23 protein-coding genes, 1 tRNA gene and 1 other RNA gene are annotated in these 24,485 nt (G+C 67.9%); 10 read left to right on the top strand and 15 right to left on the bottom strand.

Features of this window, described 5'->3' with window-relative positions; translation table 11 throughout:
* Position 1: 1 nt before the first annotated feature.
* Both E0W80_RS00405 and E0W80_RS00400 read right to left on the bottom strand, forming a co-directional pair.
* The gene (locus E0W80_RS00405; RefSeq protein ID WP_047519238.1) at positions 2-1,408 is read right to left on the bottom strand and encodes a trehalose-6-phosphate synthase; all 1,407 of its coding nucleotides are present in this window, start codon (positions 1,406-1,408) and stop codon (positions 2-4) included.
* Positions 1,409-1,474: 66 nt separating this feature from the next.
* On the bottom strand, positions 1,475-2,734 hold the full coding sequence (locus E0W80_RS00400) for an MFS transporter (RefSeq protein WP_131490886.1): 1,260 nt from the start codon (positions 2,732-2,734) through the stop codon (positions 1,475-1,477).
* A gap of 213 nt (positions 2,735-2,947) precedes the next feature.
* Between E0W80_RS00400 and E0W80_RS00395 the strand changes: the two genes are divergently transcribed.
* Complete coding sequence (locus E0W80_RS00395) at positions 2,948-4,153, top strand: PLP-dependent aminotransferase family protein (protein WP_240740423.1); 1,206 nt, start codon at positions 2,948-2,950, stop codon at positions 4,151-4,153.
* Positions 4,154-4,162: 9 nt separating this feature from the next.
* Positions 4,163-4,462 (top strand): hypothetical protein, encoded by a 300-nt coding sequence (locus tag E0W80_RS00390; protein WP_047519243.1) that lies wholly within the window; start codon positions 4,163-4,165, stop codon positions 4,460-4,462.
* Between the two features lie 24 nt (positions 4,463-4,486).
* On the opposite strand, the gene E0W80_RS00385 is transcribed toward E0W80_RS00390, so the two are convergent.
* From E0W80_RS00385 to E0W80_RS00375, 3 genes are read right to left on the bottom strand one after another with little or no spacing between them, the layout of a single operon-like run.
* Entirely contained in the window at positions 4,487-5,677 is a 1,191-nt protein-coding gene (locus tag E0W80_RS00385; protein ID WP_131490885.1) for an acetyl-CoA C-acetyltransferase, read from the bottom strand.
* Positions 5,674-6,339, bottom strand: a complete 666-nt coding sequence (locus tag E0W80_RS00380) for a 3-oxoacid CoA-transferase subunit B (protein WP_205802282.1) — start codon at positions 6,337-6,339, stop codon at positions 5,674-5,676. The genes E0W80_RS00385 and E0W80_RS00380 overlap by 4 nt, the downstream gene beginning before the upstream one ends.
* A gap of 1 nt (position 6,340) precedes the next feature.
* Positions 6,341-7,114 (bottom strand): CoA transferase subunit A, encoded by a 774-nt coding sequence (locus E0W80_RS00375; RefSeq protein WP_131490884.1) that lies wholly within the window; start codon positions 7,112-7,114, stop codon positions 6,341-6,343.
* 105 nt (positions 7,115-7,219) lie between these two features.
* Between E0W80_RS00375 and E0W80_RS00370 the strand changes: the two genes are divergently transcribed.
* Genes E0W80_RS00370 through E0W80_RS00355 form a run of 4 tightly spaced genes read left to right on the top strand, consistent with a single transcriptional unit; the run spans position 7,220 to position 10,234 of the window.
* A complete protein-coding gene (locus E0W80_RS00370) occupies positions 7,220-8,008 on the top strand; it encodes an IclR family transcriptional regulator (protein WP_047519248.1) in 789 nt (262 codons plus the stop codon).
* 36 nt (positions 8,009-8,044) lie between these two features.
* On the top strand, positions 8,045-8,482 hold the full coding sequence (locus E0W80_RS00365; protein WP_047519251.1) for a MarR family transcriptional regulator: 438 nt from the start codon (positions 8,045-8,047) through the stop codon (positions 8,480-8,482).
* On the top strand, positions 8,479-9,708 hold the full coding sequence (locus E0W80_RS00360; protein WP_205802281.1) for an MFS transporter: 1,230 nt from the start codon (positions 8,479-8,481) through the stop codon (positions 9,706-9,708). The genes E0W80_RS00365 and E0W80_RS00360 overlap by 4 nt, the downstream gene beginning before the upstream one ends.
* Positions 9,709-9,751: 43 nt before the next feature.
* Positions 9,752-10,234 carry a YbaK/EbsC family protein gene (locus tag E0W80_RS00355; RefSeq protein WP_131490883.1) on the top strand — a complete coding sequence of 161 codons (483 nt, stop codon included), beginning with the start codon at positions 9,752-9,754 and terminating at the stop codon, positions 10,232-10,234.
* 22 nt (positions 10,235-10,256) lie between these two features.
* On the opposite strand, the gene E0W80_RS00350 is transcribed toward E0W80_RS00355, so the two are convergent.
* On the bottom strand, positions 10,257-11,789 hold the full coding sequence (locus tag E0W80_RS00350) for an Ig-like domain-containing protein (protein WP_131490882.1): 1,533 nt from the start codon (positions 11,787-11,789) through the stop codon (positions 10,257-10,259).
* A gap of 197 nt (positions 11,790-11,986) precedes the next feature.
* Positions 11,987-12,062 (bottom strand) — tRNA-Lys (locus E0W80_RS00345).
* Positions 12,063-12,215: 153 nt separating this feature from the next.
* On the opposite strand from E0W80_RS00345, the gene E0W80_RS00340 reads away from it, so the two are divergent.
* Positions 12,216-13,013, top strand: coding sequence for an inositol monophosphatase family protein (locus E0W80_RS00340; protein ID WP_131490881.1), 798 nt, complete (start codon positions 12,216-12,218; stop codon positions 13,011-13,013).
* Positions 13,014-13,034: 21 nt separating this feature from the next.
* On the top strand, positions 13,035-13,604 hold the full coding sequence (locus E0W80_RS00335; RefSeq protein WP_131490880.1) for a hypothetical protein: 570 nt from the start codon (positions 13,035-13,037) through the stop codon (positions 13,602-13,604).
* Positions 13,605-13,612: 8 nt separating this feature from the next.
* On the opposite strand, the gene E0W80_RS00330 is transcribed toward E0W80_RS00335, so the two are convergent.
* Together E0W80_RS00330 and ssrA are read right to left on the bottom strand one after the other, a co-directional pair.
* Entirely contained in the window at positions 13,613-16,483 is a 2,871-nt protein-coding gene (locus tag E0W80_RS00330) for an HAD-IC family P-type ATPase (protein WP_131490879.1), read from the bottom strand.
* 156 nt (positions 16,484-16,639) lie between these two features.
* Positions 16,640-17,009: a transfer-messenger RNA gene (gene ssrA, locus E0W80_RS00325) on the bottom strand.
* Positions 17,010-17,149: 140 nt separating this feature from the next.
* Here ssrA and E0W80_RS00320 point away from each other — a divergent pair.
* Positions 17,150-17,815: an SIMPL domain-containing protein gene (locus tag E0W80_RS00320; RefSeq protein WP_131490878.1), complete on the top strand. Its 666-nt coding sequence runs from the start codon at positions 17,150-17,152 to the stop codon at positions 17,813-17,815.
* A 6-nt stretch (positions 17,816-17,821) separates the two neighbouring features.
* On the opposite strand, the gene hflX is transcribed toward E0W80_RS00320, so the two are convergent.
* On the bottom strand, positions 17,822-19,333 hold the full coding sequence (hflX, locus tag E0W80_RS00315; RefSeq protein WP_047519270.1) for a GTPase HflX: 1,512 nt from the start codon (positions 19,331-19,333) through the stop codon (positions 17,822-17,824).
* A gap of 67 nt (positions 19,334-19,400) precedes the next feature.
* Between hflX and E0W80_RS00310 the strand changes: the two genes are divergently transcribed.
* Positions 19,401-20,048 (top strand): methyltransferase, encoded by a 648-nt coding sequence (locus E0W80_RS00310; protein WP_047519272.1) that lies wholly within the window; start codon positions 19,401-19,403, stop codon positions 20,046-20,048.
* 25 nt (positions 20,049-20,073) lie between these two features.
* Here E0W80_RS00310 and dapF read toward each other — a convergent pair whose 3' ends face one another.
* From dapF to miaB, 5 genes are read right to left on the bottom strand one after another with little or no spacing between them, the layout of a single operon-like run.
* Positions 20,074-20,946, bottom strand: coding sequence for a diaminopimelate epimerase (gene dapF, locus E0W80_RS00305; protein ID WP_131490877.1), 873 nt, complete (start codon positions 20,944-20,946; stop codon positions 20,074-20,076).
* Between the two features lie 22 nt (positions 20,947-20,968).
* On the bottom strand, positions 20,969-21,433 hold the full coding sequence (locus E0W80_RS00300) for a GNAT family acetyltransferase (RefSeq protein ID WP_240740422.1): 465 nt from the start codon (positions 21,431-21,433) through the stop codon (positions 20,969-20,971).
* Entirely contained in the window at positions 21,430-21,957 is a 528-nt protein-coding gene (locus E0W80_RS00295) for a dihydrofolate reductase family protein (RefSeq protein ID WP_131490876.1), read from the bottom strand. The genes E0W80_RS00300 and E0W80_RS00295 overlap by 4 nt, the downstream gene beginning before the upstream one ends.
* 42 nt (positions 21,958-21,999) lie before the next feature.
* The gene (miaA, locus tag E0W80_RS00290; protein ID WP_131490875.1) at positions 22,000-22,926 is read right to left on the bottom strand and encodes a tRNA (adenosine(37)-N6)-dimethylallyltransferase MiaA; all 927 of its coding nucleotides are present in this window, start codon (positions 22,924-22,926) and stop codon (positions 22,000-22,002) included.
* The gene (gene miaB, locus E0W80_RS00285; protein WP_131490874.1) at positions 22,923-24,470 is read right to left on the bottom strand and encodes a tRNA (N6-isopentenyl adenosine(37)-C2)-methylthiotransferase MiaB; all 1,548 of its coding nucleotides are present in this window, start codon (positions 24,468-24,470) and stop codon (positions 22,923-22,925) included. The genes miaA and miaB overlap by 4 nt, the downstream gene beginning before the upstream one ends.
* Positions 24,471-24,485 lie beyond the last annotated feature (15 nt).

The raw sequence follows: 24,485 nt of genomic DNA, 5'->3' as shown, positions 1-24,485 counted from the left end.
ATCAGCGCGCACGCACTTCGGCGAGCGCGGCCAGGAACGAGGAGGACCAGGCGTTGACGTCGTTGTCCAGGACACGCCGGCGAAGCGATCTCATGCGCCGTCCCTGGTCGGCAGGAGACATCTCCACCGCGGTCATGATCGCGTCCTTGAGGCCCTCGATGTCGTGCGGATTGACCCGCACGGCCTGTCGGAGCTCGTCCGCCGCACCGGTGAACTCGCTCAGCACCAGCACACCGCGGTCGTCCACACGGGTCGCGACGTACTCCTTCGCCACGAGGTTCATGCCGTCACGGAGAGCGGTGACCAGCATCACGTCAGCCGCGAGGTAGAGCGCGACCATCTCTTCGCGCGGGTATCCCTGGTGCAGATAGCGGATCGCGGAGTGCCCGACCGTATCGGTGTCGCCGTTGATGCGGCTGACCGCGAGCTCGATCTCGTCTCGCAGGTGCACGTACGCGTCCACGCGCTCCCTGCTGGGGCTCGCGACCTGGACCAGCGTCACGTCCTCGATCTTGAGACGCCCTTCCGCGAGCAGCTCCCCGTAGGCCTTGATGCGGTGGCGAATGCCCTTGGTGTAATCGAGGCGGTCGACGCCGAGCAGGATGCGCTTCGGGTTGCCGAGGCTGGCGCGGATCTCCGCTGCACGGGCACGGATGTCCGCGCGTCCCGCGAGTTCGAGGTAGGGCGCGGTGTCGATCGAGATCGGGAAGGCCTTGGCCAGAGCCGGCCGCACGCCGTCGCCTTCGGGGACGGAGACGTTGGGCCCCTTCACCTCGTAGCGGAGCCGGCGGCGGACGGCCGTCAGGAAGTACGTGGCGTCCTGAGCGCGTTGGAACCCGATCACGTCGGCACCGAGCAGCCCACGGAGCACCTGGTCACGCCACGGCAGCTGCGCGTACAGCCCGTGAGCGGGGAAGGGGATGTGGTGGAAGTACCCGATCGTCACGTCGGGCCGGATCTCGCGCACCATCTGCGGGACGAGCTGCAGCTGGTAGTCGTGCACCCAGACCGTGCCGCCCTCGGCCACCGCGGACGCCGCCGCCTGCGCGAATCGACGGTTGACGGTGACGTAGGCCTCCCACCATTCACGGTGATACTGCGGGGGCGCGATCACGTCATGGTAGAGCGGCCAGATCGTGTCGTTCGCGAAGCCCTCGTAGTACTCCGCGACCTCCTGCGCGCTCAGCGGGACCGGGACCAGTTCGATGCCACCGGCTTCGAACGGGGCCAACTCGACATCGGCCTGACCGGCCCAGCCGACCCAGGCACCGTGCACGTTGCGCATCATCGGCTCGAGAGCGGCAACGAGTCCTCCCGGCGACGTCCGCCAGACCTCCTCGCCGTCAGGCCCCTCCACCCGATCGACGGGCAGCCGGTTGGCGACGACGACGAAATCTGCAGCTGCCAAGGGGGCTCCTCACACCAGGGGGTTGAGTCCAACTTACCCAGGTTGGCGTGACTCTGCCGCGCGGTGTCAGACCGTCACGGACAGACGACGCCGCTCACCGCTGAGAACCCAGTTGGCGGCCCCGGCCGCGAGCGTGATGAAAGCGGCGACCATCGGCAGGAGGAGAGCGGCGGAGGTGCCGATGCTCTCGGCGATCTCTCCGGTGACGGCTGCGCCGATGGACTGCCCCACGACGACGCCGGAGCCCAGCATCGTCATGACGGTCGCGGAGCGACCGAGCGGGCTGCGGGCGGCACCGAAGCTGTACTGGGTCACGAGGGTCGGGCCGATGCCGATGCCCATGATCGCGAGAGCCAGGACCATCGCGCCCGGCGAATCGACGACGCTCAGCAGGAGCGTGCCGACGAACAGGATTCCGGAGAAGACCAGCCAGCGCGCGCGCAGCGAGAACGCGGGCGGCAGCCAGGCCACGCCCAGGGCGAGCAGGGCGGAGCCGATCCCCATCACGCCGTAGAGAAGGCCGGCCTGCTCCGGAGCACCCCGATCCGCCATGAACGAGGTGAGCGAGGTGAGCATGGCTCCGAAGAACATCCCGACGCCGAGGATACCGACGACGACGATCAGCAGCCGCGGGCGGAACAGCTCCGAAACGGCCGAGGGCGCTCTCCCGTCGGCGTCACGGTCCTGCGAGACATGGCGGCCGCTCGGGTGGAGGGCGAACGCCCCGACGAACACGACGGTGAGAACGGCGGCACCGACCAGCGGCGCCCACGGCGAGATCGCCGACGCCAGGATGCCGACCAGGAACGGGCCGAACACGAAGACGGTCTCGTCGGCGGCGGACTCGTACGCCATCGTGCCGGACACCGTGCGATCACGTCGGGCCTCCGGCATCCGGTCCCGGATGATCGTGACCAGTCGTGAGCGCGAGAGCGGAGCGACCTGCGGCGCCGTCGCACCGATGCCGACCGCGGCGAGCAGTACGAAGCCGTCCGCGGCCGTGCCGTAGACCACGAACGTGAAGAGCAGGAGCATCGCGCCGTTCGCCAGCGCGAGGATGACCAGCACCGCACGCTGGCCGAATCGGTCGGCGGCAGCGCCGAGCAGAGGCCCGAAGCACGCTGTGCCCAATCCGACGGCAGCCGACGTCAGGCCTCCGAGCGAGAGGGATCCGCGCGCGGAGACGACGACCGTCAGCACGCCGACGACCATCATCGCGAAGGGCAGACGTGCGATGAAGGCGATGAGGAAGTACGGGAGGCCCGCGATGCGGAGGAGGCTCGGGCTCTGCGGGGCGGATTTCGGTGATGCGGGTGCGTGTGTCATGGCTCTCGCGCGTCGATGACGCGATGTCGGGTGCCGCCGCTGTCCGCCGGATTGCCGGCGGCCGGTAGATACACGGTGTGTGCGGCCGCGGGCGAGCCGCGACGCACCCAGGATAGCGGATGTGGACGAGGAAAGCCCGGGAATCCGCCAGCGCAGGGAGGGTCTATCCTGGGCGGCACCCGTCTCACGCTGCCGCTCCCGAGGAGGATGCCGTTGCCCACCACCGCCCCTGTCGCCGCGGCGACCGTCCCGCTTCCCTCACGCTCGCAGCGGGCCGGAACGGCCAAGACTTCCCCGGTGCGTGACCTGCTCGCACTCACCGAGCGGCCGGAGGTCATCTCGTTCGCCGGGGGTCTCCCCGCCCCCGAGCTCTTCGACGTGGACGGCATCCGTGCTGCGTTCGACGCCGTCCTGGCCTCTCCCCGTGTGCTGCAGTACTCCACGTCGGAAGGCGACCCGCGGTTGCGGGAAGAGGTCGCGCGGCGCTATTCGATCGACGGACTGCCCACCGCCGCATCCGATCTGATCATCACGACGGGTTCGCAGCAGGGACTCGGACTGCTCGCGACGACACTGCTCGACCCCGGAGACACGATCCTCGTGGAGGAGCCCTGCTATCTCGCCGCCCTGCAGACGTTCGCGCTGGCGGGGGCGCACGTGGTGGGCGTTCCCGCGAACGGTGATGACCTGGATCTCGAGGCGCTGGAACGACTGGCGTCGACGCACGGCCCGAAGTTCTTCTACACGGTGCCCACGTTCCAGAATCCGACGGGCCGAACACACGGGCTCGAGGCCCGCAGACGCATCGCGGAGATCGCGAGGAGCCGAGGATTCCGCATCATCGAAGACGAGCCGTACCGCCAACTGAGGTATTCGGGTGAGCCCCTCCCCTCGCTGGCCGAGCTCGCACCCGAGCACGTCGTCAGCCTCGGCAGCTTCTCGAAGGTGATCGCTCCCGGCCTGCGAATCGGGTGGATCCGCACGACGGCCGACATCCGCTCGACCGTGACGATCGCCAAGCAGGCAGCCGATCTGCACACCTCGACCATCGATCAAGCGGCGGCCGCCCACTACCTCGTCTCCGGTCGCAGTGAGCCCGCGCTCGACCGGATCCGCGGCGCGTACGCCGCCCGACGCGACGCAATGCTCGAGGCGCTGCCGACCGTGCTGCCCGAGGGCAGCACGTGGACTCGCCCGGACGGCGGCATGTTCGTCTGGGTCCGCCTCCCGGAGGGCTTCGACGCCACGACAGCGCTCAGGAGAGCACTGGCTCGGGACGTCGCGTTCGTCCCCGGCACGTCGTTCTCCTCCGGCACCCCGGATCCACGGACGTTGCGCCTGTCCTTCACGACCTACTCCCCTGCCAGGATCCGGGAGGGCTTGTCAAGGCTCGGTGCGACATGGGGTGCGGACGGGTAGCGTAAAGGGATGCGCTACCTCTTCAGCACCGGACTCGTCGCTGCGATCTCCGCGGGTGTCTCCCTGCTGCGCGGCACCCGCGAACAGCCCATCACCTGGCGCGCCCTTCTGTCGTGGCTGAGCTGGGGCATCACGATGGCTCTGGCGATCGGAGCCGTCGTCGACATGAACCGTGAACGTCGCGGTGTGCTCGTCGATGCCGACTCGCCGCAGTCGGTCAAGAAGGCGAAGAAGGCCCAGCGGCTCCAGTTCCGTTCGCAGAAGGCGCTCGCCGACACGCAGGACCACGCCCAGGACGCACGGCGCTGAGTCCGAGCGCCCTGGACGGACACATCAGCGTGTGAGGATCAGCGCTTCGCCCTGACCGCCTCCCCCGCAGAGTCCGACGGCAGCAGTTCCTCCGCCTCGACGCACGAGTTCGTGCACCGCATGGACCACGAGACGGTTACCGGAGGCCCCGATCGGGTGGCCGATCGCGATGCCCCCTCCGTGGATGTTCACGATGCCCTCATCCAGTCCGAGCTCGGTCTGCGAGCGTGCCACGACAGCGCCGAAGGCCTCATTGATCTCCACGACATCGAGATCCGCGGGCGTGATGCCCTGCTTCTGACAGGCGCGCTCGATCGCGCGCGCCGGCTGCGCCTGCAGCGAGTTGTCCGGTCCGGCGGTCTGACCGCTCGCCCCCACCCGGGCCAGGACGGGCCAGCCCTTCGCCTCTGCCGTGCGCCGCGTGGTGACGATCACGGCCGATGCGCCGTCGGAGATCTGGGACGAGTTCCCCGCGGTGATCGAACCGCCCTCGGCGAAGGCGGCACGCAGTCCGGCCAGGGTGTCGACCGTGGTGTCGGGACGGACCCCCTCGTCTTTCGTGACCCGCAGCGGCTCTCCCCGGCGCTGCGGCACCTCCACCGTCACGATCTCCGCATCGAAGACTCCCGCTTCCTGCGCGGCGGCCGCGCGCTGGTGCGACAGCGCGGCGACGCGATCCTGCGCCTCCCGGGTGAGCTCGAAACGGGCGTTGTGGCGTTCCGTGGACGCGCCCATGCTCTCGCGGTCGTACGCATCGGTGAGACCGTCGTAGGCCATGTGGTCGAGGACCTCGACGCTCCCGTACGTCCAGCCGTCGCGCGAGCCCATGAGCATGTGCGGCGCCCGCGTCATCGATTCCATCCCCGCTGCCACGACCACGTCCGCGTCGCCCGTGGCGATCATCCGCGCCGCGTCGATGATGGCCGTCAATCCGGACAGACACACCTTGTTGACCGAGTGGGCCGGCACATCCCAGCCGATGCCCGCGCCGATCGCCGCCTGGCGCGCCGCGTTCTGCCCCGAGCCCGCGGCCAGCACCTGCCCCACGATCACCGCGTCGATGTCGGCCGGATCGACCGAAGCCTGCGCGAGCGCGCCACGGATCGCGAAGGATCCGAGCTGCGGCGCCGTGAAGGCGGCCAGTTGTCCCTTCAGCCGCCCCTGCGGCGTACGGGCCGCGGAGACGATGACGATGTCGTTCTCGGTGTCGTTCATGGTGCAGGGGTCCTTCCCTCGAGGAGATCCGGGTGGATGGTGAGCGGGGGCTGTGTCGCGTCGACGACCTCGTCGACGGTGATGCCGGGCGCCGTCTCGACGAGGACGAGCCCCTCCTCCGTGACGTCGATCACGGCCAGGTCGGTGATGATCCGATCGACCACCGCACGACCGGTCAACGGGAGCGTGCATTCGTCGACGATCTTGGCCGAGCCGTCCTTCGCGACGTGCTCCATGAGCACGATGACGCGCGCTGCGCCGTGAACGAGATCCATGGCGCCACCCGGCCCCTTGACCATCTTGCCCGGGATCATCCAGTTCGCGAGATCACCGGCGGCAGACACCTGCATGGCGCCGAGGACGGCGGCGTCGATCTTCCCGCCGCGGATCATGCCGAAGCTCGTGGCCGAGTCGAAGAAGGCGGCGCCCGGGAGGGTCGTGACGGTCTCCTTGCCGGCGTTGATCAGGTCGGGGTCGGCGGCCTCTTCCCGGGGGTAGGGCCCGACGCCGAGGATGCCGTTCTCCGACTGCAGCACGACCGTGGTCCCGGCAGGCACATGGTTGGGCACGAGCGTGGGGAGACCGATCCCGAGGTTCACGTAGGCACCGTCCGTGAGCTCGGCTGCGGCTCGGGCAGCCATCTTGTCTCGCGACAGTGCCATCTCAGGCTCCTTCCACGGCGACGGTCCGCCGTTCGATGCGCTTGGGGATATCGGTGCCGACCTCGACGATGCGATGCACGAAGACTCCGGGGAGGTGGATGCTGTCGGGGTCGAGCTCGCCCGGCTCCACGAGTCGTTCGACCTGCGCGATGCAGATCCGGCCCGCCATCGCGGCGAGGGGATTGAAGTTGCGTGCGGCCTTGTTGAAGACGAGGTTGCCGTGGCGATCGCCTTGCGCCGCGTGCACGAGCGCGAAGTCGGTGACGATGGCCTCTTCCAGGACGAACTCCTGGGGCACGCCGTCCACGTCGAACGCGCGGACGTCCTTGACGGGAGAGGCGACGGCGATCGAGCCGTCCGAGTTGTATCGACGAGGCAGACCGCCCTCCGCGACCTGGGTGCCCACACCGGTCTGCGTGTAGAAGGCCGCGATGCCCGAGCCGCCTGCCCGCAGCTTCTCGGCCAGGGTCCCTTGAGGCGTGAGCTCGAGTTCGAGCTCGCCGCTCAAGAACTGGCGCTCGAACTCCTTGTTCTCCCCCACATAGGACGACGTCATCTTCCGGATGCGCTGCGCGGCCAGCAGGACCCCGAGCCCCCAGTCGTCGACGCCGCAGTTGTTGCTCACGACGCTGAGGTCCTTCGTCCCCTGTGCCAGCAGTGCCTCGATCAAGGCGATCGGATTGCCGGACAGGCCGAAGCCGCCGACGGCCAGCGAGGCGCCGTCCGGGATGTCGGAGACGGCTTCGGCCGGTGACGCCCATTGTTTGTCGATCACGTCTGCTCCTTCGAAAGCGTGCGTGTCTCCAGCTTCCCCCTCTCCCGGCGCCTGGGGGCAGTCCGTTCTTGTGATGTGGTCACATCCGGAGGTAGCGTCCACAATATGGAATCCCCCGACCGTTCCGTCCCCGGCGCACAGGCGATCGCCCGAGCGGCACGCCTCCTCCGCCTCGTGACGTCTTCCGGCGTGGACGGCGCGAGCCTGCACGACCTCGCCCGCGCCGCCGACCTGTCCCGCTCGACCGCGCACCGTCTCCTGAGCGCACTGCGGGCCGAGGGGCTCGTCGATCGAGACGAGGACAGCACGCTCTGGATGCCCGGCCCTGAGCTGTTCCTCATGGGGTCCGTGGCGGCGGCGCGCTACGACGTGACCGCGCTCGCACGGGACATCGTGCGCTCACTGGCCGTCAAGACCGAGGAGAGCGCGTTCTTCTCGGTGCGCCGTGCGGACGAGACGGTGTGCCTGCTGCGCGAGGAAGGCTCGTTCCCGATCCGCTCCTTCGTCCTGAGCGAAGGAGTGCGGTTCCCCCTCGGTGTGGCGAGTGCAGGGCTCGCGATCCTGGCTTTCCTTCCTGACCACGATGTGGACGCGTATCTCGGCCGGCACCCCGAGCTCGAGAGCGGGTGGGGGCGGGCACACGGCCCCTCCGCTCTGCGCACCCGCCTGACCGAGACGAAGGAGCGCGGATACTCGGTGAACCCCGGCCTGATCGTCGAGGGCAGCTGGGGCATCGGCGCGGCCGTCTTCGATCGCAGCGGGCGACCGGAGTGGGCATTGAGTCTGACGGGCGTGGAGTTCCGATTCGGCCCCGATCGTCTGGCCGAGCTCGGACGAACCCTTCTCGCGCACGCCCACCAGCTCTCCGCCCGGATCGCCGGCGCTCGACGCTAGATCCAGTTACATACCACCGGGTATATACTCTCTGGTATGAATCGCTCGGATGTCATCCCCTCACTGGTGCTCTCGGGATATGCCCTCGGACGCATCGCCGCTCAGGATGCCGGCAACGAGGCACCCGCTGCACAGTGGCGAGTACTCAGCCTTCTGGAGCAGTCAGGATCGCGACGTGTGGGAGAGCTCGCCGCTGCCGCCCGCACGACCCAGCCCGGGATGACCCGGCTCATCGGGGGCCTGGAACGCGAGGGACTCGTCCTCCGCTCCCCCGACGCCGACGATTCCCGCGCGACCGTCGTCGACATCACGCCGCAGGGCGCCGCCGCCATCGATGCGTGGCGTGCGGAGTTCCGGGAGACGCTGGCGCCTCGATTCGCGGCGTTGAGCGAGGAGGACTGGTCGGCTCTCACTCGTGCGGCGGAGATCCTCGCCGCACACACCGCCACAGAACGAACAGGAGAATCTCGGTGAACACCCCCACCACCTCATCGGTGTGGAAGCAGCCCGCGCAGGTCTGGGCGGTCGCGTTCGCGTGCGTGGTCGCTTTCATGGGCATCGGCCTCGTCGATCCCATCCTTCCCGCGATCGCCGATTCGCTCCAGGCGTCTCCGGTCGAGACGGAACTGCTGTTCACCAGCTATCTCCTCGTCACCGGGCTCGCGATGCTCGTCACCAGCTGGATCTCCAGCCGGATCGGCGCAAAAGCGACCCTGCTGATCGGGCTCGCGCTGATCGTGATCTTCGCGCTCCTCTGCGCCGTGAGCGGCAGCGTCGACGCGGTCATCGGCTTCCGTGCCGGATGGGGGCTCGGAAACGCGCTGTTCATCTCGACGGCGCTCGCGACCATCGTGGGCGCGGCGTCCGGCGGGAGCAGCGCGGCGATCATCCTGTACGAAGCGGCGCTCGGCCTCGGCATCGCCGTGGGCCCTCTGCTCGGCGGCATCCTCGGCGAGCAGAGCTGGAGGGGACCGTTCTTCGGCGTCGTCGTGCTGATGGCGATCGCCTTCGTCGCCGTGCTCGTGTTGCTCCGCGGTCCGGGTGAGAAGAGGGTGCCGGTGCCGTTCTCCGCTCCGTTCACCGCACTGCGTCGCCCGGCACTCGCGACCCTCGCGATCGCTGCGCTGTTCTACAACATCGGCTTCTTCGTGCTGCTGGCCTTCTCACCGTTCCCCCTCGGCTTCGGCGCGCTCGGCATCGGTCTCACTTTCTTCGGATGGGGAGTCGCCCTCGCCGTCACGAGTGTGTGGGTGGCTCCCGTGCTGATGCGTCGGATACCGCGCACCCGCATCATCCTTCTCGTCCTCCCCTTGCTCGCGGCCGATCTGGTCGTCGCCGGGCTCGTCGTCGGGAGCGCACCGGCCCTGGTGGCGTGCATCGTCATCGGCGGCCTGCTGCTCGGTGTGATGAACACCGTGCTCACCGAGGCTGTGATGGAGGCCACCGATCTCCCGCGCTCGGTCGCGTCCTCCGCGTACTCGGCCGTGCGCTTCCTCGGAGGTGCGATGGCGCCTCCGATCGCCGCCCTGCTGTGGCACGCGTTCAACGCGACGGTGCCGTACCTCTTCGCGGCGGTGTCCGTGTTGCTCGCCGCGCTGACCGTGTTCCTCGGTCGACGCGTTCTCGCACACATCGACGACCAGCCGCAGGACACCGCCACCGAGGATGCGGCCGCGATCCTCGTCGGCGACGCCGGCTGACCAGGAGGACAGGCGGCGGAGCAGCATTGGATATCGTGGGGCGATGAGCGAAGGCACCCTCCTCCCGGAACGCAGCAGGCTCGTGCAGCAGCACCTGGTCGATGCGGGCGTCGACACCACGATCCGCGTCCTTCCCGACTCGGCGCGCACGGCGGCCGAAGCGGCGGCCGCGATCGGATGTGACGTCGCGGCGATCGCGAACAGCCTGGTGTTCCTCGCCGATGGCGAACCCGTCCTCATCATGACCAGCGGCGGACACCGCGCAGACTTCGCCGTCCTGACCGAGAGCATCGGGGCGGTGGAGATCTCGATGGCACCGGCGTCCGTGGTCCGCGCCGCCACCGGCCAGGCGATCGGCGGCGTGGCGCCCGTCGGACACCCCGCGCCGCTGCGCACCTTCCTCGACGAGGCGCTCCAGGATCACGATGAGCTCTGGGCTGCGGCCGGCCACCCGCACACCGTGATGCCCCTCACCTTCGAGCAGCTTCGGGTGATCACGAACGGGGCCTGCATCCCCGTCGCGTAGCACGGGTCGACCGAGCTGCGTCTCACTCCTGACGTCGGCGGGCGCGTGCCCCAGCGAACACCGTCAGAGCGATGCCGAGCAGGAGCACTGCTCCCCCGCCCCAGAGGTATCCCGCCGGCACGTCTCCACCGGTTGTGGCCAGTGATCCCTGCCCCGTCAGCGGAAGCTCGTTCGGCGGAGTGACCGCGTCGGGCGGGGTGACCGTGTCGGGCGTGTTCGGCGGAACCACCGGCGGCGTCACCGTGGCGGTGTTCGTGAGCGTGATCGCGATGGTCGCACCCCCGCCGATCGTGAACTGGGCTGACCCGTCAGCACGCCCGCTGACGCCGCTGCCGGAGAACACGGGCGTACCCCACTCGACCCCCTCGACGGCCGGAGGCGTGAGTTCCACGAGGGTGACGACGGTACCCGCAGGCAACGAAATTCGAGACGTCGCCTCTCCGGCAGCCACCGTGAGCGTCCGCTCCACCGCCGGTTCGCCGTAGCTGTAGCGGACCGTGTAGACCGCGTCGGCCGGAACCTCCGACGAACCCGATCCTTCGAGCACCTTGGTCAGCGTGAAGTCACCCGACGCGCTGCCGTCGCCTGTGCCCCCGCCCGTGACGCGCCAGGCCAGGTCATTCCGCAGCGTGAGACCGTTCACGTCGGCCACGTTCCCGTAGGTGGCGCCGGCGGCCTGCGAACTCGGCACGGTGAAGTACTTGACGAAGTAGGTGCGCGTCGGGTCGATCGGCCCGGGGATCACGAGATCGAACCCCGTTCCCTCCGCGTTCCAGCCGCCGGTCCAGTTCGACACGTCCTTGGCGTCCTGGTCGAGTCCGTCCGTGCTCCAGACGACGAGCGCCCCATCTTCGTTGTGATGCTCCGCGAACTGGTCGTCAGCCGTGGTCAGCATGTCGTGGATGACGAGGGAATCGACGTTCTGGAACTGTGCGCCGGGAAGGACCAGCTGCCACGCGATCCTGCCGTCGGCCGTCTGCCATGACCACTTCTGCGGTTCCGTGGGCAAGGGCGACGCCGGACCGATCCCGCCACCGGGGACCTCGACGGGCGTGATCTTGCCGTCGACGACGAACTCCACCGTGCTCTCGGTCGTCTGTTCGTCAGCGCTGGCTGCGAACCACAGCGATCCGTTGACTCCCGTGCGTCCGTCCACGAAGTCTGTGAGCGTGCAGGTGACGACGGGAGCGGCGTCAGCGCTCACGGTGCATTCGGCGACGGTCTGACTCGGATCCTCGACGGACGGCACCGAGAACGTCATTCCGGCGCGTCCGAGCTGGCTCGGGAGCGTGAATCCGAACGTCTGCCCGCCGACGGCGCCGTCCGGCACCGCCCACTCGGCATCGACACGGATCTGCTGGTACTGCGTGACGGATGATCCACCGTTCATCGTCGTGACGGTGACCGATGCCGCGTCGATGGCCGCGGGATAGTCGTACTCCGCGGCTGTCGCCGCTCCGGCGCCCACGAACGTCATGACAGCGGTGAGCGCTGTCGCGGCGATGGCCGTGATGGTCGTTCGGCGTGCGCGTGCACGTCCAGGATATGTGTTCACGTTTCTCCCCAGTTCTCTTGACACGCCACACCCGGATCCTGCTGTCATACAGCAGCGCATCCGTACGAGGTGCGGCGTATCCCCACGGGGAGAGACGACGTCCTGCCGATTCCGTTACGCGAGTTCCCGGAAATCCGTCGGGAGATCTCCATGAACGACGAAAGGTCCTGAAACTGGCGAGAGTTTCAAGACCTTTCTGGTGCACCCCCTGGGACTTGAACCCAGAACCCACTGATTAAGAGTCAGTTGCTCTGCCGATTGAGCTAGAGGTGCGTGGCCCGGGAGAACCCCGACCGAGGAATTACATTACCAGCCGACGGACCCCATGTGAAATCGAGGTGGACTCGGGCGCGCCGCCGCCGACTCACGCGGAAACCTGGCCGTTCGACACTCTGGCCACGTCTTCGTGACGACTATTCTGAGACCGTGACCGACTCCCCCCTCACCGACTCCCTTCGCAGCGATCTCGAACTCGCACTCCGCCTCGCCGATGCCGCCGACGCCCAGTCGCTCCCCCGCTTCGACGCCGCCGATCTGGAGATCTCGACCAAGGCTGACAACTCCCACGTGACGGATGCCGACCTTGCCACCGAGCGCGCCATCCGCCGCGTCCTGGAAGCCGAGCGCCCCGAAGACGGCATCTTCGGTGAGGAGTTCGGCGCACAGGGAAGCACCCACCGCCAGTGGATCATCGATCCGATCGACGGCACAGCGAATTTCCTCCGTGGCGTTCCGCTCTGGGGCACGATGATCGCGCTCGCGATCGACGGAGTGCCGCAGGTCGGTGTCGTGAGCATGCCCGCTCTCGGTCGCCGCTGGTGGGCGGCCATGGGTGGCGGAGCCTGGACTGCCACCGAAGGCGAGCCCCGACGGCTGCAGACCTCGGCGGTGGACTCCCTCGACGACGCCAGCGTCAGTTTCCAGAGCATCGCGCAGTGGGCGGACGCCGGTCGTCTCGACACCCTGCTGAGCATCGGCGCACGGGTCTGGCGTGACCGCGCCTACGGTGACGTCTACGCGTACATGCTCCTCGCCGAGGGCCGCATCGACATGGTCGCGGAATTCGGCGTCAAGGAGTACGACATCGCCGCCGCCGTGCCGATCGTCCGAGAAGCAGGTGGCCGGATGACCGCCGTCGACGGAGACGAGACGATCTCGGCGCGCTCGACACTCGCAACCAACGGCCGTCTCCACGACGACTTCCTGACACTCATCAACGACTGATCCGGACGAAAGGGGCCCGCGATGAAGACGCGCATCATGTCCGCCACCGCGGGCGTCGTGCTGCTCATCGCTGCCCTGACCGCGTGTGCGGCACCGGAGGCCTCGCCGGCCACGCCTACTCCGGATCGAGTGACCCCGAGTCCCGTGGCGACTCCCGAGCCGGCAGCATCGACGGCGCCCGAGCCTCCTGCCGAGGAGCTCACGTGCGAGTCCATGATCTCGGCGGGGACGGTCACCGCTCTCACGGACGCCGGATGGACCGCACAGTCCAAGGAGTTCGTCGTGGGCGGCGTCGAACTCACCGACGGCCTGCTGTGCTTCTGGGCCGACTACAGCGTCGGTTCCGATCACGGTCAGCTCTACGGCTGGTCGCCGACGACATCGGAAGAAGCCGCCGACGCGCAGGCCGGTCTCCTCGCCGAAGGGTGGAAGCGTGAGGACGACGCCGCGGGCGTCTACTTCACCGAGGACCCTCAGTACTCGATGGGAACCGATGCGGACGGGTATGGGATGACCTACCTGTTCGGCGACGGATGGGTGAAGTTCGCCGACACCAGGCAGGGCCTGATCCTCGTCGAGTGGACGGGCTGAAGACGTCGCTACGGCCGCGCGGCGCCCATCGAGCTCTCTCTGATGCGTCCGAATCCCCGCGCGACCGGGGGTGACCACATCAGCGTGATGAGGGTCGCAGCCACCAGCACCGTCACCGCCGCACCCCAGTCCCACCGCTCGCCGAAGACGATGACGACGGCGTTGAGCGCGATGGCGACCCCGAGGAAGATCGTGAGCATGAGCCGCGAGAGTCCACTGCCACGACGTATTCCGGCAGCGACCGCGAGCACCAGAAGGCCGAACAAGGCGATCGCCGCACCGGCGAGGGAGAACGCCGACGTGCTCACATCCGGGTCGTAGCGACCGAGGAAGACGAGGATGCCGAAGCCCGTCGCGAGGACACCGAACGCATACGCGAGCACCACGACCACCGTCGTGATGATGCCCGCAACGACGCGAGCCGGAGGGGTCGTCGCCGTCGACGGCCGCGCGATGACCCGCGTGGTCGCGGCCGTCTTCGGGCTCAGGACGAGGCGGCGGTGAAGCAGACGCACCACCTCTATCGCGGCGACCATCACGATCGTGATCCCCGTGAGCGCGATGGCGAGGTCTTCTCCCGGGTCGACCAGCACGAAGAACTCTCGGGCGAGCGGGATGGTGAAGACCGCGATCAGCAGGACGAACATCGCCCCCACGACGATCACCTTGAACCGGTTGAGCGGACGTGCGAGCACCGCCAAGATCCAGATCCCGACCACAGCGAGGATCACGGTGGCCCCCGTCCGCAGCTGTTCCTCGTGGACTCCGAGGCCTCGCGCGACGAAGGTGTACCAGGTCAGGCCCAGGGCGACCACGACTCCCGAAGGGATCGCGAAGCTCAGCGAACGTCGTAGGAACCCCGGCACGTACCGGGCCGCGTTGGGCATGAGCGCGAGGAAGAAGGCGGGAATGCCGATCGTCAGGCCATCGGTGATCGACAGTTGGCGCGGCAGGAAGGGGAACTCGAGCACGAGCACTCCGAACATGATCGCGAGCAGTGTCGCGTACACGGTCTTGTTCAGGAAGAGCATCGACACGCGTTCGATGTTCGCGATCACCTGACGCCCTTCCGCGACGACATCGGGCAGGTGCGAGAACTGTCCGTCGAGGAGGACGAGCCTGGCGACCGCCTTGGTGGCGGGCGATCCGGAGTTCATGGCGATGCCGATGTCCGCAGCCTTGATCGCCAGGGCGTCGTTGACGCCGTCGCCCGTCATCGCGACCGTGTGCCCGTGGCTCTGCAACGCCGTGACCATGCGCTTCTTCTGCTCGGGGGTGACGCGCCCGAAGACCGAGTGCTGATCGAGGACGTCGGCGAGTTCGGCATCGCCTTCCGGCAGCCGCCGTGCGTCGTAGCCCTCCGCGACGTCGAGGCCGACTTCCCGGGCGATCGCAGCCACCGTGCGCGGGTTGTCGCCGGAGATGATCCGGATGCCGACCTCCTGCCGCGTGAAGTACTCGAGGGTCTGCGCCGCGTCGGGCCTGACCTGCTCGCGGAAGGTGAGGACGAGGACGGCCGTCAGCTCTCGCGGAAGCTGCTCGGACTCGATGTCCGCCTCGGACAGCGGCGCCTCCGAACGACCGAGGACCAGAGTGCGCCGACCGGTCTCGGCGAGGGTGGTGACCATGCGTCCGAGTTCGGTCGCGTCCGACGTCGCCGCGTCTCCGAAGACCATCTCGGGTGCCCCCATCACCCAGGCCCCGGGGATCTCCGAGAACGTCACCGCGCTCCACTTGCGCGCCGAGGAGAACGGAATGTATCCGCGCACGACGAGGGGCTGCGTGACCGGATACGCCGTGGCCATCGATCGCGCCGTCGCGTTCGCATCCGGCGAGGCGGCGAACCAGGACAGCACCGCCGCGGCGGTGCCGGAGAGCTCCGTCGTGCTTCCGGCGAGGGGATGCGCCACGTCGAAACCGATCTCCCCGACGGTCAGGGTGCCGGTCTTGTCGAGGCACACGACATCGACGCGCGCGAGGCCCTCGACGGCGGGGAGCTCATTGACCAGCACCTGTCGACGCGCGAGTCTCGATGCCCCGACGGCGAAGGCGATGCTCGTCATCAGCACCAGGCCGAGCGGGATCATGGCGGTCAGCGCCGCGATGGTGTTCACGACCGCCTGCACCCATGCGCCGCTCGAGAACACCGTGGCGTATCCTCCACCCACGATGATCTGAGCGTTCAGCACCAGCAGCCCGACCGGGCCGATCACCCAGCTCACCCATTTCAGAACGCGGTCGACCGAAGCGCGGAGCTCGCTCGAGACGAGGGAGAAGCGCTTGGCCTCGCCGGCGAAGCGGTTCGCGTACGAGTCCGCCCCCACTCGGGTCGCCTGAGCAGTCCCTTCGCCGCCGACGACGACAGCACCCGAGAGAGCATCGTCGCCCGGTTGCTTCTCCACCGGATCCGACTCGCCCGTGAGCATCGACTCGTCGATCTGGAGTCCATGCGACGTGAGGATGCGGGCATCAGCCGGCACCTGTTCGCCGGCGCGCAGGATGAGCACATCGTCCAGGACCACTTCGCCGGGTGCGACCTCGGCTTGCACGCCCTCTCGGAGCACCAACGCTCGTGGCGCATTCATCAGCGCGAGGCGGTCGAGCGCGGACTTCGCGCGGAACTCCTGCACGCATCCGATGATCGCGTTCGCGAAGGCAGCGAGTCCGAACAGCGCATCCTGCCAGCGCCCCACGAGGAACAGCACGAGGAAACAGGCGAAGACGATGCCGTTGAAGAGCGTGAACACATTCGCCCGCACGATGCTCCACGCGCTTCGGCTCGTGTCCGCCGAGAACGCGTTCGTCTTCCCGGACGCGACACGCTCTGCGACCTCCGTGCGCGTCAGACCGTTCGTGTCGGTTTCGGTCGTCGACTCCACAGACCTCAATATAGGCCCCTGTAAAGGGGGCCCGTCGGATGGCTTTTGTTCTCCCCGGCCCCGACCGCGCTGGCGGATGAGAAGCCGGACACACAGCGAAGCCCGCCTCCCTCGTGGCTACGAGGGAGGCGGGCTTCAATTCCTGTGACAACGACGTGGTGGAGCTGGGGGGAATCGAACCCCCGTCCAACGCTGAGTCTCCACGCCTTCTCCGGGCGCAGTCTGTGAAGACGTTCTGCTCGGCTCCGACCTTTGTCACAGACACCTAAGTCGACGAGCCCAGCCTGGGAAGAGTCCCACGTGACGTCCAGACGCCATCACGCAGCAAGATTCCTAGATGACGCCAGGATCCGTATCGGAATCACATACGGCCTGACGGACTATCGGGCTCGCTTATGCAGCGAGGGCGAAGTCGTTGCGCTTGGTTTCGGCAACTATTTTTTTGCAGAGAGCGTTTACGAGATAACTCTGCATCCTCGGCCCGCTTCTCGTGGATTCACAGGCGCTGTCGAAACCGATCAGCCCCGTGGTCCTTCTCTCGAAGGAGCCGTTGTCACACTATGGAATTGCCAACCCGGATGACGAACACCCGAGCATCTCAGACTACAACGTTCGACGGCTCTCCGCCATTCCGCCGGGCGTGATGAGCTGGCGTAGAGTCGGCCCATGAGTGAAGTCACCGTCACCGTCCGCGGCGAGCACGAGAGGCGCGTCGCACCGGAGAGAGCAACCATCCGCGTGAGCGTCCGCAGCGAGGGGCCGGAGCGGACGGTCGTCCTCGAACATGTGATGCGACTGGCCGACCCTGTGCGAACCAGCATCACCGAGCGAGCCGACGCGGGCAGCATCGTGGACTGGACCAGCACTCGTCTCTCGGTGCGTGCGGAGCGGCCGTGGAGCAACGACGGCAAGCGCCTCGCACCCGTGTTCTACGCCAGCGTCGACTTCACCGCGACCTTCGCGGAAGCTCCCGAGCTTTCGATCTGGACCTCCGACATCTCGCCGTGGGACGGCGTCGAGGTGGGCGGGGTCGAGTGGCATCTGACCCCCGAAACCCGGACGCAGGTCGAACAAGAGGTCGCTGCGGAAGCTGTCGGCGTCGCCGTCACACGGGCTCAGGCGTACGCCGGGGCGCTCGGACTGGAGCAGGTCACCCCCATCGAGATCGCCGACGCGGGCTTGATCTCGAAGGCTCAGGGCTCCGCAGAGGCGCCGCTGATGAAGGCGCGCGGAGGTATCGCTTTCGCTGCCGACGCCGGCCCCGTGATGGAGTACGAACCGGACGAGATCGTCATCTCGGCGACCGTCGAGGCCCGCTTCCTCGCCCGCTGACCCGGATCACTCCGGCGTCGCGAAGGGAGCGAGCTCCGCCGCGAGACGCTCGGACACCCGAGCATGAACGGCGGTTCCCTCCTCCCGATGATCCACGGCGAGCAACATCCCGGACTCGTGGATCGCGGCTACCAGGTCGCCGCGATCGTAGGGGATCACCGCGTGGACCTCGACTGCCGGCTTCGGGAGTGCGTCCTCGATGGCGGCACGCAGCTCCGCGATTCCCTCGCCGGACCGTGACGACACGAAGTGCGCGTGCGGCTGAAGTCCGCGAAGCACCAGACGCTCGTCCTCGTCGATCAGATCCGCCTTGTTGAAGACCACGATCTCGGGCAGATCCCGTACCCCGACATCACCGAGCACGTCGCGCACGGTCTGAAGCTGACCTGCCGGGTCGGGGTGCGAGCCGTCGACGACGTGGAGCACGACGTCGGCTTCGCCGACCTCTTCCAGCGTCGAACGGAAGGCCTCGACGAGCTGATGCGGCAGGTCACGGACGAATCCGACGGTGTCGGTCAACGTGTACACGCGTCCGTCCTCCGTCTCGGATCGGCGCACCGTGGCATCGAGCGTCGCGAACAGCGCGTTCTCGACCAGCACCCCGGCGCTCGTGAGCGCATTGAGCAGACTCGACTTGCCGGCGTTCGTGTACCCCGCGATCGCGACCGACGGAATCGTGTTGCGCTTGCGCTCGGCGCGCTTCGCCTCACGAGCCGGGCCGAAGTCTCGGATCTGGCGCCGCAGCAGAGCCATCTTGGTCCGGATCCGCCGACGGTCGAGTTCGATCTTGGTCTCACCGGGACCGCGCGAGCCCATGCCCGCGCCGCCGGCACCCACCTGCCCACCGGCCTGACGACTCATCGAGTCACCCCATCCGCGCAGACGCGGAAGCAGGTATTCCAGCTGCGCGAGCTCGACCTGGGCCTTGCCCTCACGGCTCTTCGCGTGCTGGCTGAAGATGTCGAGGATCACCGTGGTGCGGTCGATGACCTTGACCTTGACGACGTCTTCGAGTGCACGACGCTGGCTCGGCGCGAGCTCCGTGTCGGCGATCACGGTGTCAGCGCCCACGGCGGCGACGATGTCTTTGAGTTCCTGCGCCTTGCCGCGACCGAGATACGTGGCGGCATCGGGATGCGGCCGGCGCTGAAGCACGCCATCGAGCACCACGGCACCGGCGGTCTCCGCCAACGCCGCGAGTTCACGGAGAGAGTTCTCCGCGTCCTCCTGCGCGCCCTGCGGGTACACACCGACGAGGACGACGTTCTCCAGACGCAGCTGCCGGTACTCGACCTCGGTGACGTCCTCGAGTTCTGTCGAAAGCCCGCCGACGCGACGAAGCGCGTGACGGTCTTCGAGGTCCCACTGCGCACCATCGGTGCTGCCGTGGGAGGCCGTCGATTCATCCTGCAGCGCCTGTGCTGCGCCGAACACGTGCACGTCGGAACGCTTCTCTGCGCTCGCGAGTACGCGATCGACGGTGTGGTCGTCGGTGGAGGGGGTGGTGGTCTCCGTCATCCGTTCCTTGTCTCTGGGTTCGTAGCGAGCCTTAACCTTAGCCCGCGCTGTCCGGTACGCTCGCCCTATGGGGTCCGATCACTACTTCACTGCGGCCCCGGCAAGCCCCGAGAACCTTCGTAAGATCCGCGTATCGCTCGCAGGTCGAGAGCTCGAACTCACCACCGCCGGTGGTGTCTTCAGCCCGGATCGTCTCGACGCCGGCACTGCAGTGCTCCTCGCCAACACGCCTCCGGTTCCTCCGGGCGGCGACCTTCTCGACCTCGGGAGCGGTTGGGGTCCTGTCACGATCTCGATGGCCCTCGCCTCTCCCCATGCGACAGTGTGGGCCGTCGACGTGAATGAGCGCGCCCTGGATCTCGTCCGCCGCAACGCGGCTGCTCTCGGGCTCACCAATGTCAACGCATCTCTGCCCGACGATGTTCCCGCGCACGTGTCGTTCCGCACGATCCGCTCGAACCCGCCCATCCGCGTCGGCAAGAACGAGCTCCACGGGCTGTTGGAACGGTGGATCCCGCGACTCGACGAGCGCAGCGACGCGTGGCTCGTGGTGCAGCGGAACCTCGGGGCCGACTCGCTGCAACGCTGGATCGGCGCGACGTTCCATCCGGGCTACAGCGTCTTCCGGACCGCCACCGGCAAGGGGTACCGGATCCTGAAGGTCCGTAAGCACGGCACGCCCCCGACGGAGCCGATCGCACTCTCCGAGTTGTGACCGTCGCCGTCGTCTTGGACGACGGTCAGACGAGGTCGACCTCGCCCTGGAACACCAGCTGGGCCGGGCCTGAGAGCGCGACGTGCTCCCCGTCCTCGGCCGGGAACATGCGTACGCCGAGGGTGCCGCCCGGCACTTCCACCTGCCAGTTGTTCGGCGCCTTCTCCCCCGCCCAGTAGCGCACGGCCAGCGCTGTCGCGGCGACGCCGGTACCGCAGCTGAGGGTCTCGCCCACACCCCGCTCATGGACGCGCATGCTCACGTGCCCGACGCCATCGCGCACGAGCGGCTCCCCTGGCACGACGAACTCGACGTTCGCCCCCTCGGGAAGCGAAGGATCGAGATCAGGTGCGCGGTGCAGCTCGAGGCCGGCGAGCTCGGCTTCCGAGGCGAGCGCCACGACGACGTGCGGATTGCCGACATCGATCCCGAGGCCGGGACGCGTGACGGGGAGCCCGTCGACACGCACGAGCGGGTCGTCGCCCGAGAGCTTCCAGCGGCCGAGGTCGACCTGGTATCCGGTCGCGCTTCGAGTCACGTCGCGCACACCGGCCCGCGTACCGATGGGCAGGGTGGATCCGGGCTCGATGGTCGCGAGACCGGAGCGAACCAGGTAGTGCGCGAACACCCGGATGCCGTTGCCGCACATCTCGGCGAGCGAACCGTCGGCGTTCCGGTAGTCCATGAACCACTCGGCAGCAGGTTCCTCCGCCAGCGCGGCCTCGCCATCGGGGATCGCCTCGGATCGGACAACGCGGAGGATGCCGTCCGCACCGATTCCGAAGTGGCGGTCGCAGAGGACGGTGACCTGTTCCACCGTCAGATCGAGTGCCCCGTCAGGGTCAGCGATGATGATGAAGTCGTTGCCCGTGCCGTGCCCTTTGGTGAATGCGACCATGCCCCCAGTCTAGAGAGCGGGGCTAGGCGTCGGAGACGAGACGCTTTCCCGTGTTGGCCACGGTGAACCGCTCGTACCCGAGGGCATCGTAGAAGCCGAGGACGTGTTCATTGCCCTCTCGGACCATCAGTTGCACCTTCGGGCATCCCATCGCTTCGAGCACGCGCTCGGCCTCCGCCACCAGTGCTCGCGCGATTCCGAGGCCACGGTGAGACGCTGCCGTCGCGAGGTAGTAGAGCCACCCTCGATGACCGTCATACCCGGCCATCACCGATCCGATCACCTCGTCGTCCTTCGTCACCGCGACGAGGAACCCTTCGGGCTGCACGGCGAGCTTGCGCTCGATGTCGACACGAGGATCATTCCACGGCCGCGTGAGCCCGGCTTCTTCCCAGAGAGCGACGACGGCGTCCGTATCAACGCGTTCGAACCGACGGACGGCCCAGTCCGCCGCACCGTCGGTCGGCGACTCGTTCGACACGCTCACGTCGACACCACGGAATAGCGTCCACACAGGAAGTTCCGATTGCGCGCGACCTCCAGGAGCTCGAGGTCGAGCCTGCGCGGGAGCAAAGGTGCGCCGGAGCCCAGCGTCACGGGCGCATACTGCACCCAGACCTCGTCCAGCAGCCCCGCATCGGCGAACTGACCCGCGAGGTCTCCCCCGCCGACGATCCAGATGTCCTGATCGCCCGCCGCCGCCGACATCTCGGCATGAATGCTCTGCACGTCCTGCTGGGTCAGCCGCACATCGGCGTTCTCCGGGAGTTCGAGCTCACGGTGGGAGAACACCCAGGTCGGCTGGCTGTATCCCCATCGACCCTCTTCATGTCGCATGACCCACTCGTAGGTCGATGACCCCATGGCCAGGGCGCCGATGTTCTTCTCGAACGCGTTGTACCCCATCGGACCATCGGGATCGACATCCTGCGTCAGCAACCAATCGAGCGAATGCTCGTCTGTCGCGATGAACCCGTCGAGGCTGGAAGCGGTGAAGAAATGGGTGACCATGCCCTCAGCCTCCCACCACTCACCGACATCGAAGGCGGTCGGTCACGACGACGCGGTCTCGGCTCCGAGGAGCGCCTCCGCGTCCGCGGGTGCGGTCCACCACTCCAGCTCCGGGTACCGCTTGAACCACGAGACCTGCCGACGTGCGTAACGGCGGGTCAGGGCTTGCGTCTGAGCGATGGCGGCGGCTTCATTCAGACTCCCGTCGAGCTGGGCGAGAGCCTGCGCATAGCCGATGGCTCGCGGAGCAGTGACACCACGCTCGAGGCCGTGCTCCCGCAGGCCTGCGACCTCTGCGACGAGACCGGCCTCCCACATCCGCTCGACGCGGGCATCGAGGCGAGAAACCAGGTCGGCTCGATCGACGTGCAGGCCGATCACCCGGGTTCGCGGGTGCCACAGCACGGGGCTTTCCGGCAAGGCGGCGCCGTGTGTACTGCTCCCCTGCTCGAGGACTTCGAGGGCTCGGATGACGCGGCGGCTGTTTCGCGGGTCGACCTTCGCCGCCGCCGCAGGATCCTGGGAACGCAGACGCTCGAGCAGTCCGGCGAGGCCTGCGGACTCCAACTCGCGCTCGAGGCGCTCACGGATCGCAGGGTCTCGTGGCGGGAAGTGGAACTCGTAGACGACGCTCGACACGTACAAGCCGGATCCACCCACGAGGATCGCGTCCCCGCCGCGCCGGTGGATCGCACCGATCGCCTCTCGCGCCACCGGCTGATACCAGGCCACCGCCGCTTCGTCGGCGACCTCACGCACGTCGAACAGGTGGTGCGGGATGCCGCGCCGCGCTGCCACGGGCAGCTTCGCGGTTCCGATGTCCATGCCACGGTAAAGCTGCATGGCGTCGGCGTTCACGATCTCGGCCGGGTTGCCCCGAGCACGCAACGCCTCCGCGAGATCGAGCGCAAGCTCGCTCTTCCCGGTGCCGGTCGCCCCGACGATCGCCCAGAGGCGCGGGTCGCTCACACTCCGACGCGCAGCGTGGGAAGGCCGAGCGAGACCGGTCGCGGGCCGCCCTCTGCCGCGGGCGTCGGGACCGCGCAGGACTCGGCCTGCCCGCGATCCCACGCGTCGCCGCCGCGGGTCCGACGGATGCGCAGCGGAGCGCTGGTCGGGTTATCCGCGAGCAGGTGGAACGGTGCGGCATGGGTCACCGTGACCGTCACGACGTCGCCCGGCCGCGGGAGAGCCGAGCCGTCGGTCACCTCGAAATGCACCAGCCGGTTGTCTTCGGCGCGGCCAGTGAGCCGGTGGGTCTCCGCGTCCTTCTTTCCTTCGCCGGTCGAGACCAGCACCTCGACCTCGCGACCGACCTGCTTCTGGTTCTCTTCCAGGGAGATACGCTCCTGCAGGGCGATCAGTCGGTTGTACCGCTCCTGCACGATCTCCTTGGGCACCTGGTCCTCCATCGTGGCGGCAGGAGTGCCCTCGCGGATCGAATACTGGAAGGTGAACGCGGCGGAGAATCGTGCCTGTTCGACGACGCGCAGGGTGTCTTCGAAGTCCTCGTCCGTCTCGCCCGGGAATCCGACGATGATGTCGGTGGTGATCGCCGCGTTCGGGATTCGTTCGCGGACCCGATCGAGGATTCCGAGGAAACGCTCGCTGCGGTACGAACGACGCATGGCTTTGAGGATGCGATCGCTTCCGGACTGGAGCGGCATGTGCAGCTGCGGCATCACGTTCGGCGTCTCGGCCATCGCATCGATCACGTCGTCGGTGAATGCCGCGGGGTGCGGACTGGTGAACCGGATCCGCTCGAGTCCGTCGATCTCGCCCGCCGCGCGGAGAAGCTTGCCGAACGCCTGACGATCGCCGAACTCGACCCCGTAGGAGTTCACGTTCTGCCCGAGCAGAGTGACCTCGATCGCGCCGTCATCCACGAGGAGACGGATCTCGTTCAAGATGTCGCCAGGACGACGATCCTTCTCCTTGCCGCGCAGGCTGGGGACGATGCAGAAGGTGCAGGTGTTGTTGCAGCCCACGGAGATGGATACCCAGCCGCTGTGCGCGGAGTCGCGCTTCGTCGGCAGCGTGGACGGGAAGACCTCGAGCGACTCGAGGATCTCGAGCTCGGCATCACCGTTGTGGCGTGCGCGCTCGAGGAGGCCGGGCAATGAGCCCATGTTGTGGGTTCCGAACACGACGTCGACCCACGGAGCCTTGTCGAGGACGGCCTGCTTGTCCATCTGTGCCAGACACCCGCCCACCGCGATCTGCATGCCGTGCTTGCGTCGCTTCACCGAGGCGAGGTGCCCCAGCGTGCCATACAGCTTGCCGGCGGCGTTGTCTCGCACGGCACAGGTGTTGATGATCACCACATCGGCTTCGGCGCCGTCGAGCGCACGCACATAGCCGGCGCTCTCCAACGAGCCGGAGAGCCGTTCGGAGTCATGCACGTTCATCTGACACCCGAAGGTGCGGACTTCGTAGGATCGCTGTCGCCCGTCGTCGTCGACGGCCGCCGACGACGCACTGATGATCGTCGGTTCACTGCGCGGAATAGTCATGATCAACCCATTGTA

The sequence above is a fragment of the Microbacterium sp. PI-1 genome, assembly GCF_004337555.1.
Lineage (GTDB): Bacteria > Actinomycetota > Actinomycetes > Actinomycetales > Microbacteriaceae > Microbacterium > Microbacterium aurugineum.
The sequence above is the reverse complement of the archived record's forward strand: the minus strand, read 5'-3'. Positions and strand labels throughout refer to the sequence as shown.

Bases quoted from the DNA above. Each gene is read 5' to 3' on its own strand.
- E0W80_RS00400 (WP_131490886.1), bottom strand. From the start codon at position 2,734: ATGACACACGCACCCGCATCACCGAAATCCGCCCCGCAGAGCCCGAGC.
- E0W80_RS00390 (WP_047519243.1), top strand. From the start codon at position 4,163: ATGCGCTACCTCTTCAGCACCGGACTCGTCGCTGCGATCTCCGCGGGT.
- E0W80_RS00385 (WP_131490885.1), bottom strand. From the start codon at position 5,677: ATGAACGACACCGAGAACGACATCGTCATCGTCTCCGCGGCCCGTACG.
- E0W80_RS00380 (WP_205802282.1), bottom strand. From the start codon at position 6,339: ATGGCACTGTCGCGAGACAAGATGGCTGCCCGAGCCGCAGCCGAGCTC.
- E0W80_RS00370 (WP_047519248.1), top strand. From the start codon at position 7,220: ATGGAATCCCCCGACCGTTCCGTCCCCGGCGCACAGGCGATCGCCCGA.
- E0W80_RS00365 (WP_047519251.1), top strand. From the start codon at position 8,045: ATGAATCGCTCGGATGTCATCCCCTCACTGGTGCTCTCGGGATATGCC.
- E0W80_RS00355 (WP_131490883.1), top strand. From the start codon at position 9,752: ATGAGCGAAGGCACCCTCCTCCCGGAACGCAGCAGGCTCGTGCAGCAG.
- E0W80_RS00335 (WP_131490880.1), top strand. From the start codon at position 13,035: ATGAAGACGCGCATCATGTCCGCCACCGCGGGCGTCGTGCTGCTCATC.
- E0W80_RS00320 (WP_131490878.1), top strand. From the start codon at position 17,150: ATGAGTGAAGTCACCGTCACCGTCCGCGGCGAGCACGAGAGGCGCGTC.
- hflX (WP_047519270.1), bottom strand. From the start codon at position 19,333: ATGACGGAGACCACCACCCCCTCCACCGACGACCACACCGTCGATCGC.
- E0W80_RS00310 (WP_047519272.1), top strand. From the start codon at position 19,401: ATGGGGTCCGATCACTACTTCACTGCGGCCCCGGCAAGCCCCGAGAAC.
- dapF (WP_131490877.1), bottom strand. From the start codon at position 20,946: ATGGTCGCATTCACCAAAGGGCACGGCACGGGCAACGACTTCATCATC.
- E0W80_RS00295 (WP_131490876.1), bottom strand. From the start codon at position 21,957: ATGGTCACCCATTTCTTCACCGCTTCCAGCCTCGACGGGTTCATCGCG.
- miaB (WP_131490874.1), bottom strand. From the start codon at position 24,470: ATGACTATTCCGCGCAGTGAACCGACGATCATCAGTGCGTCGTCGGCG.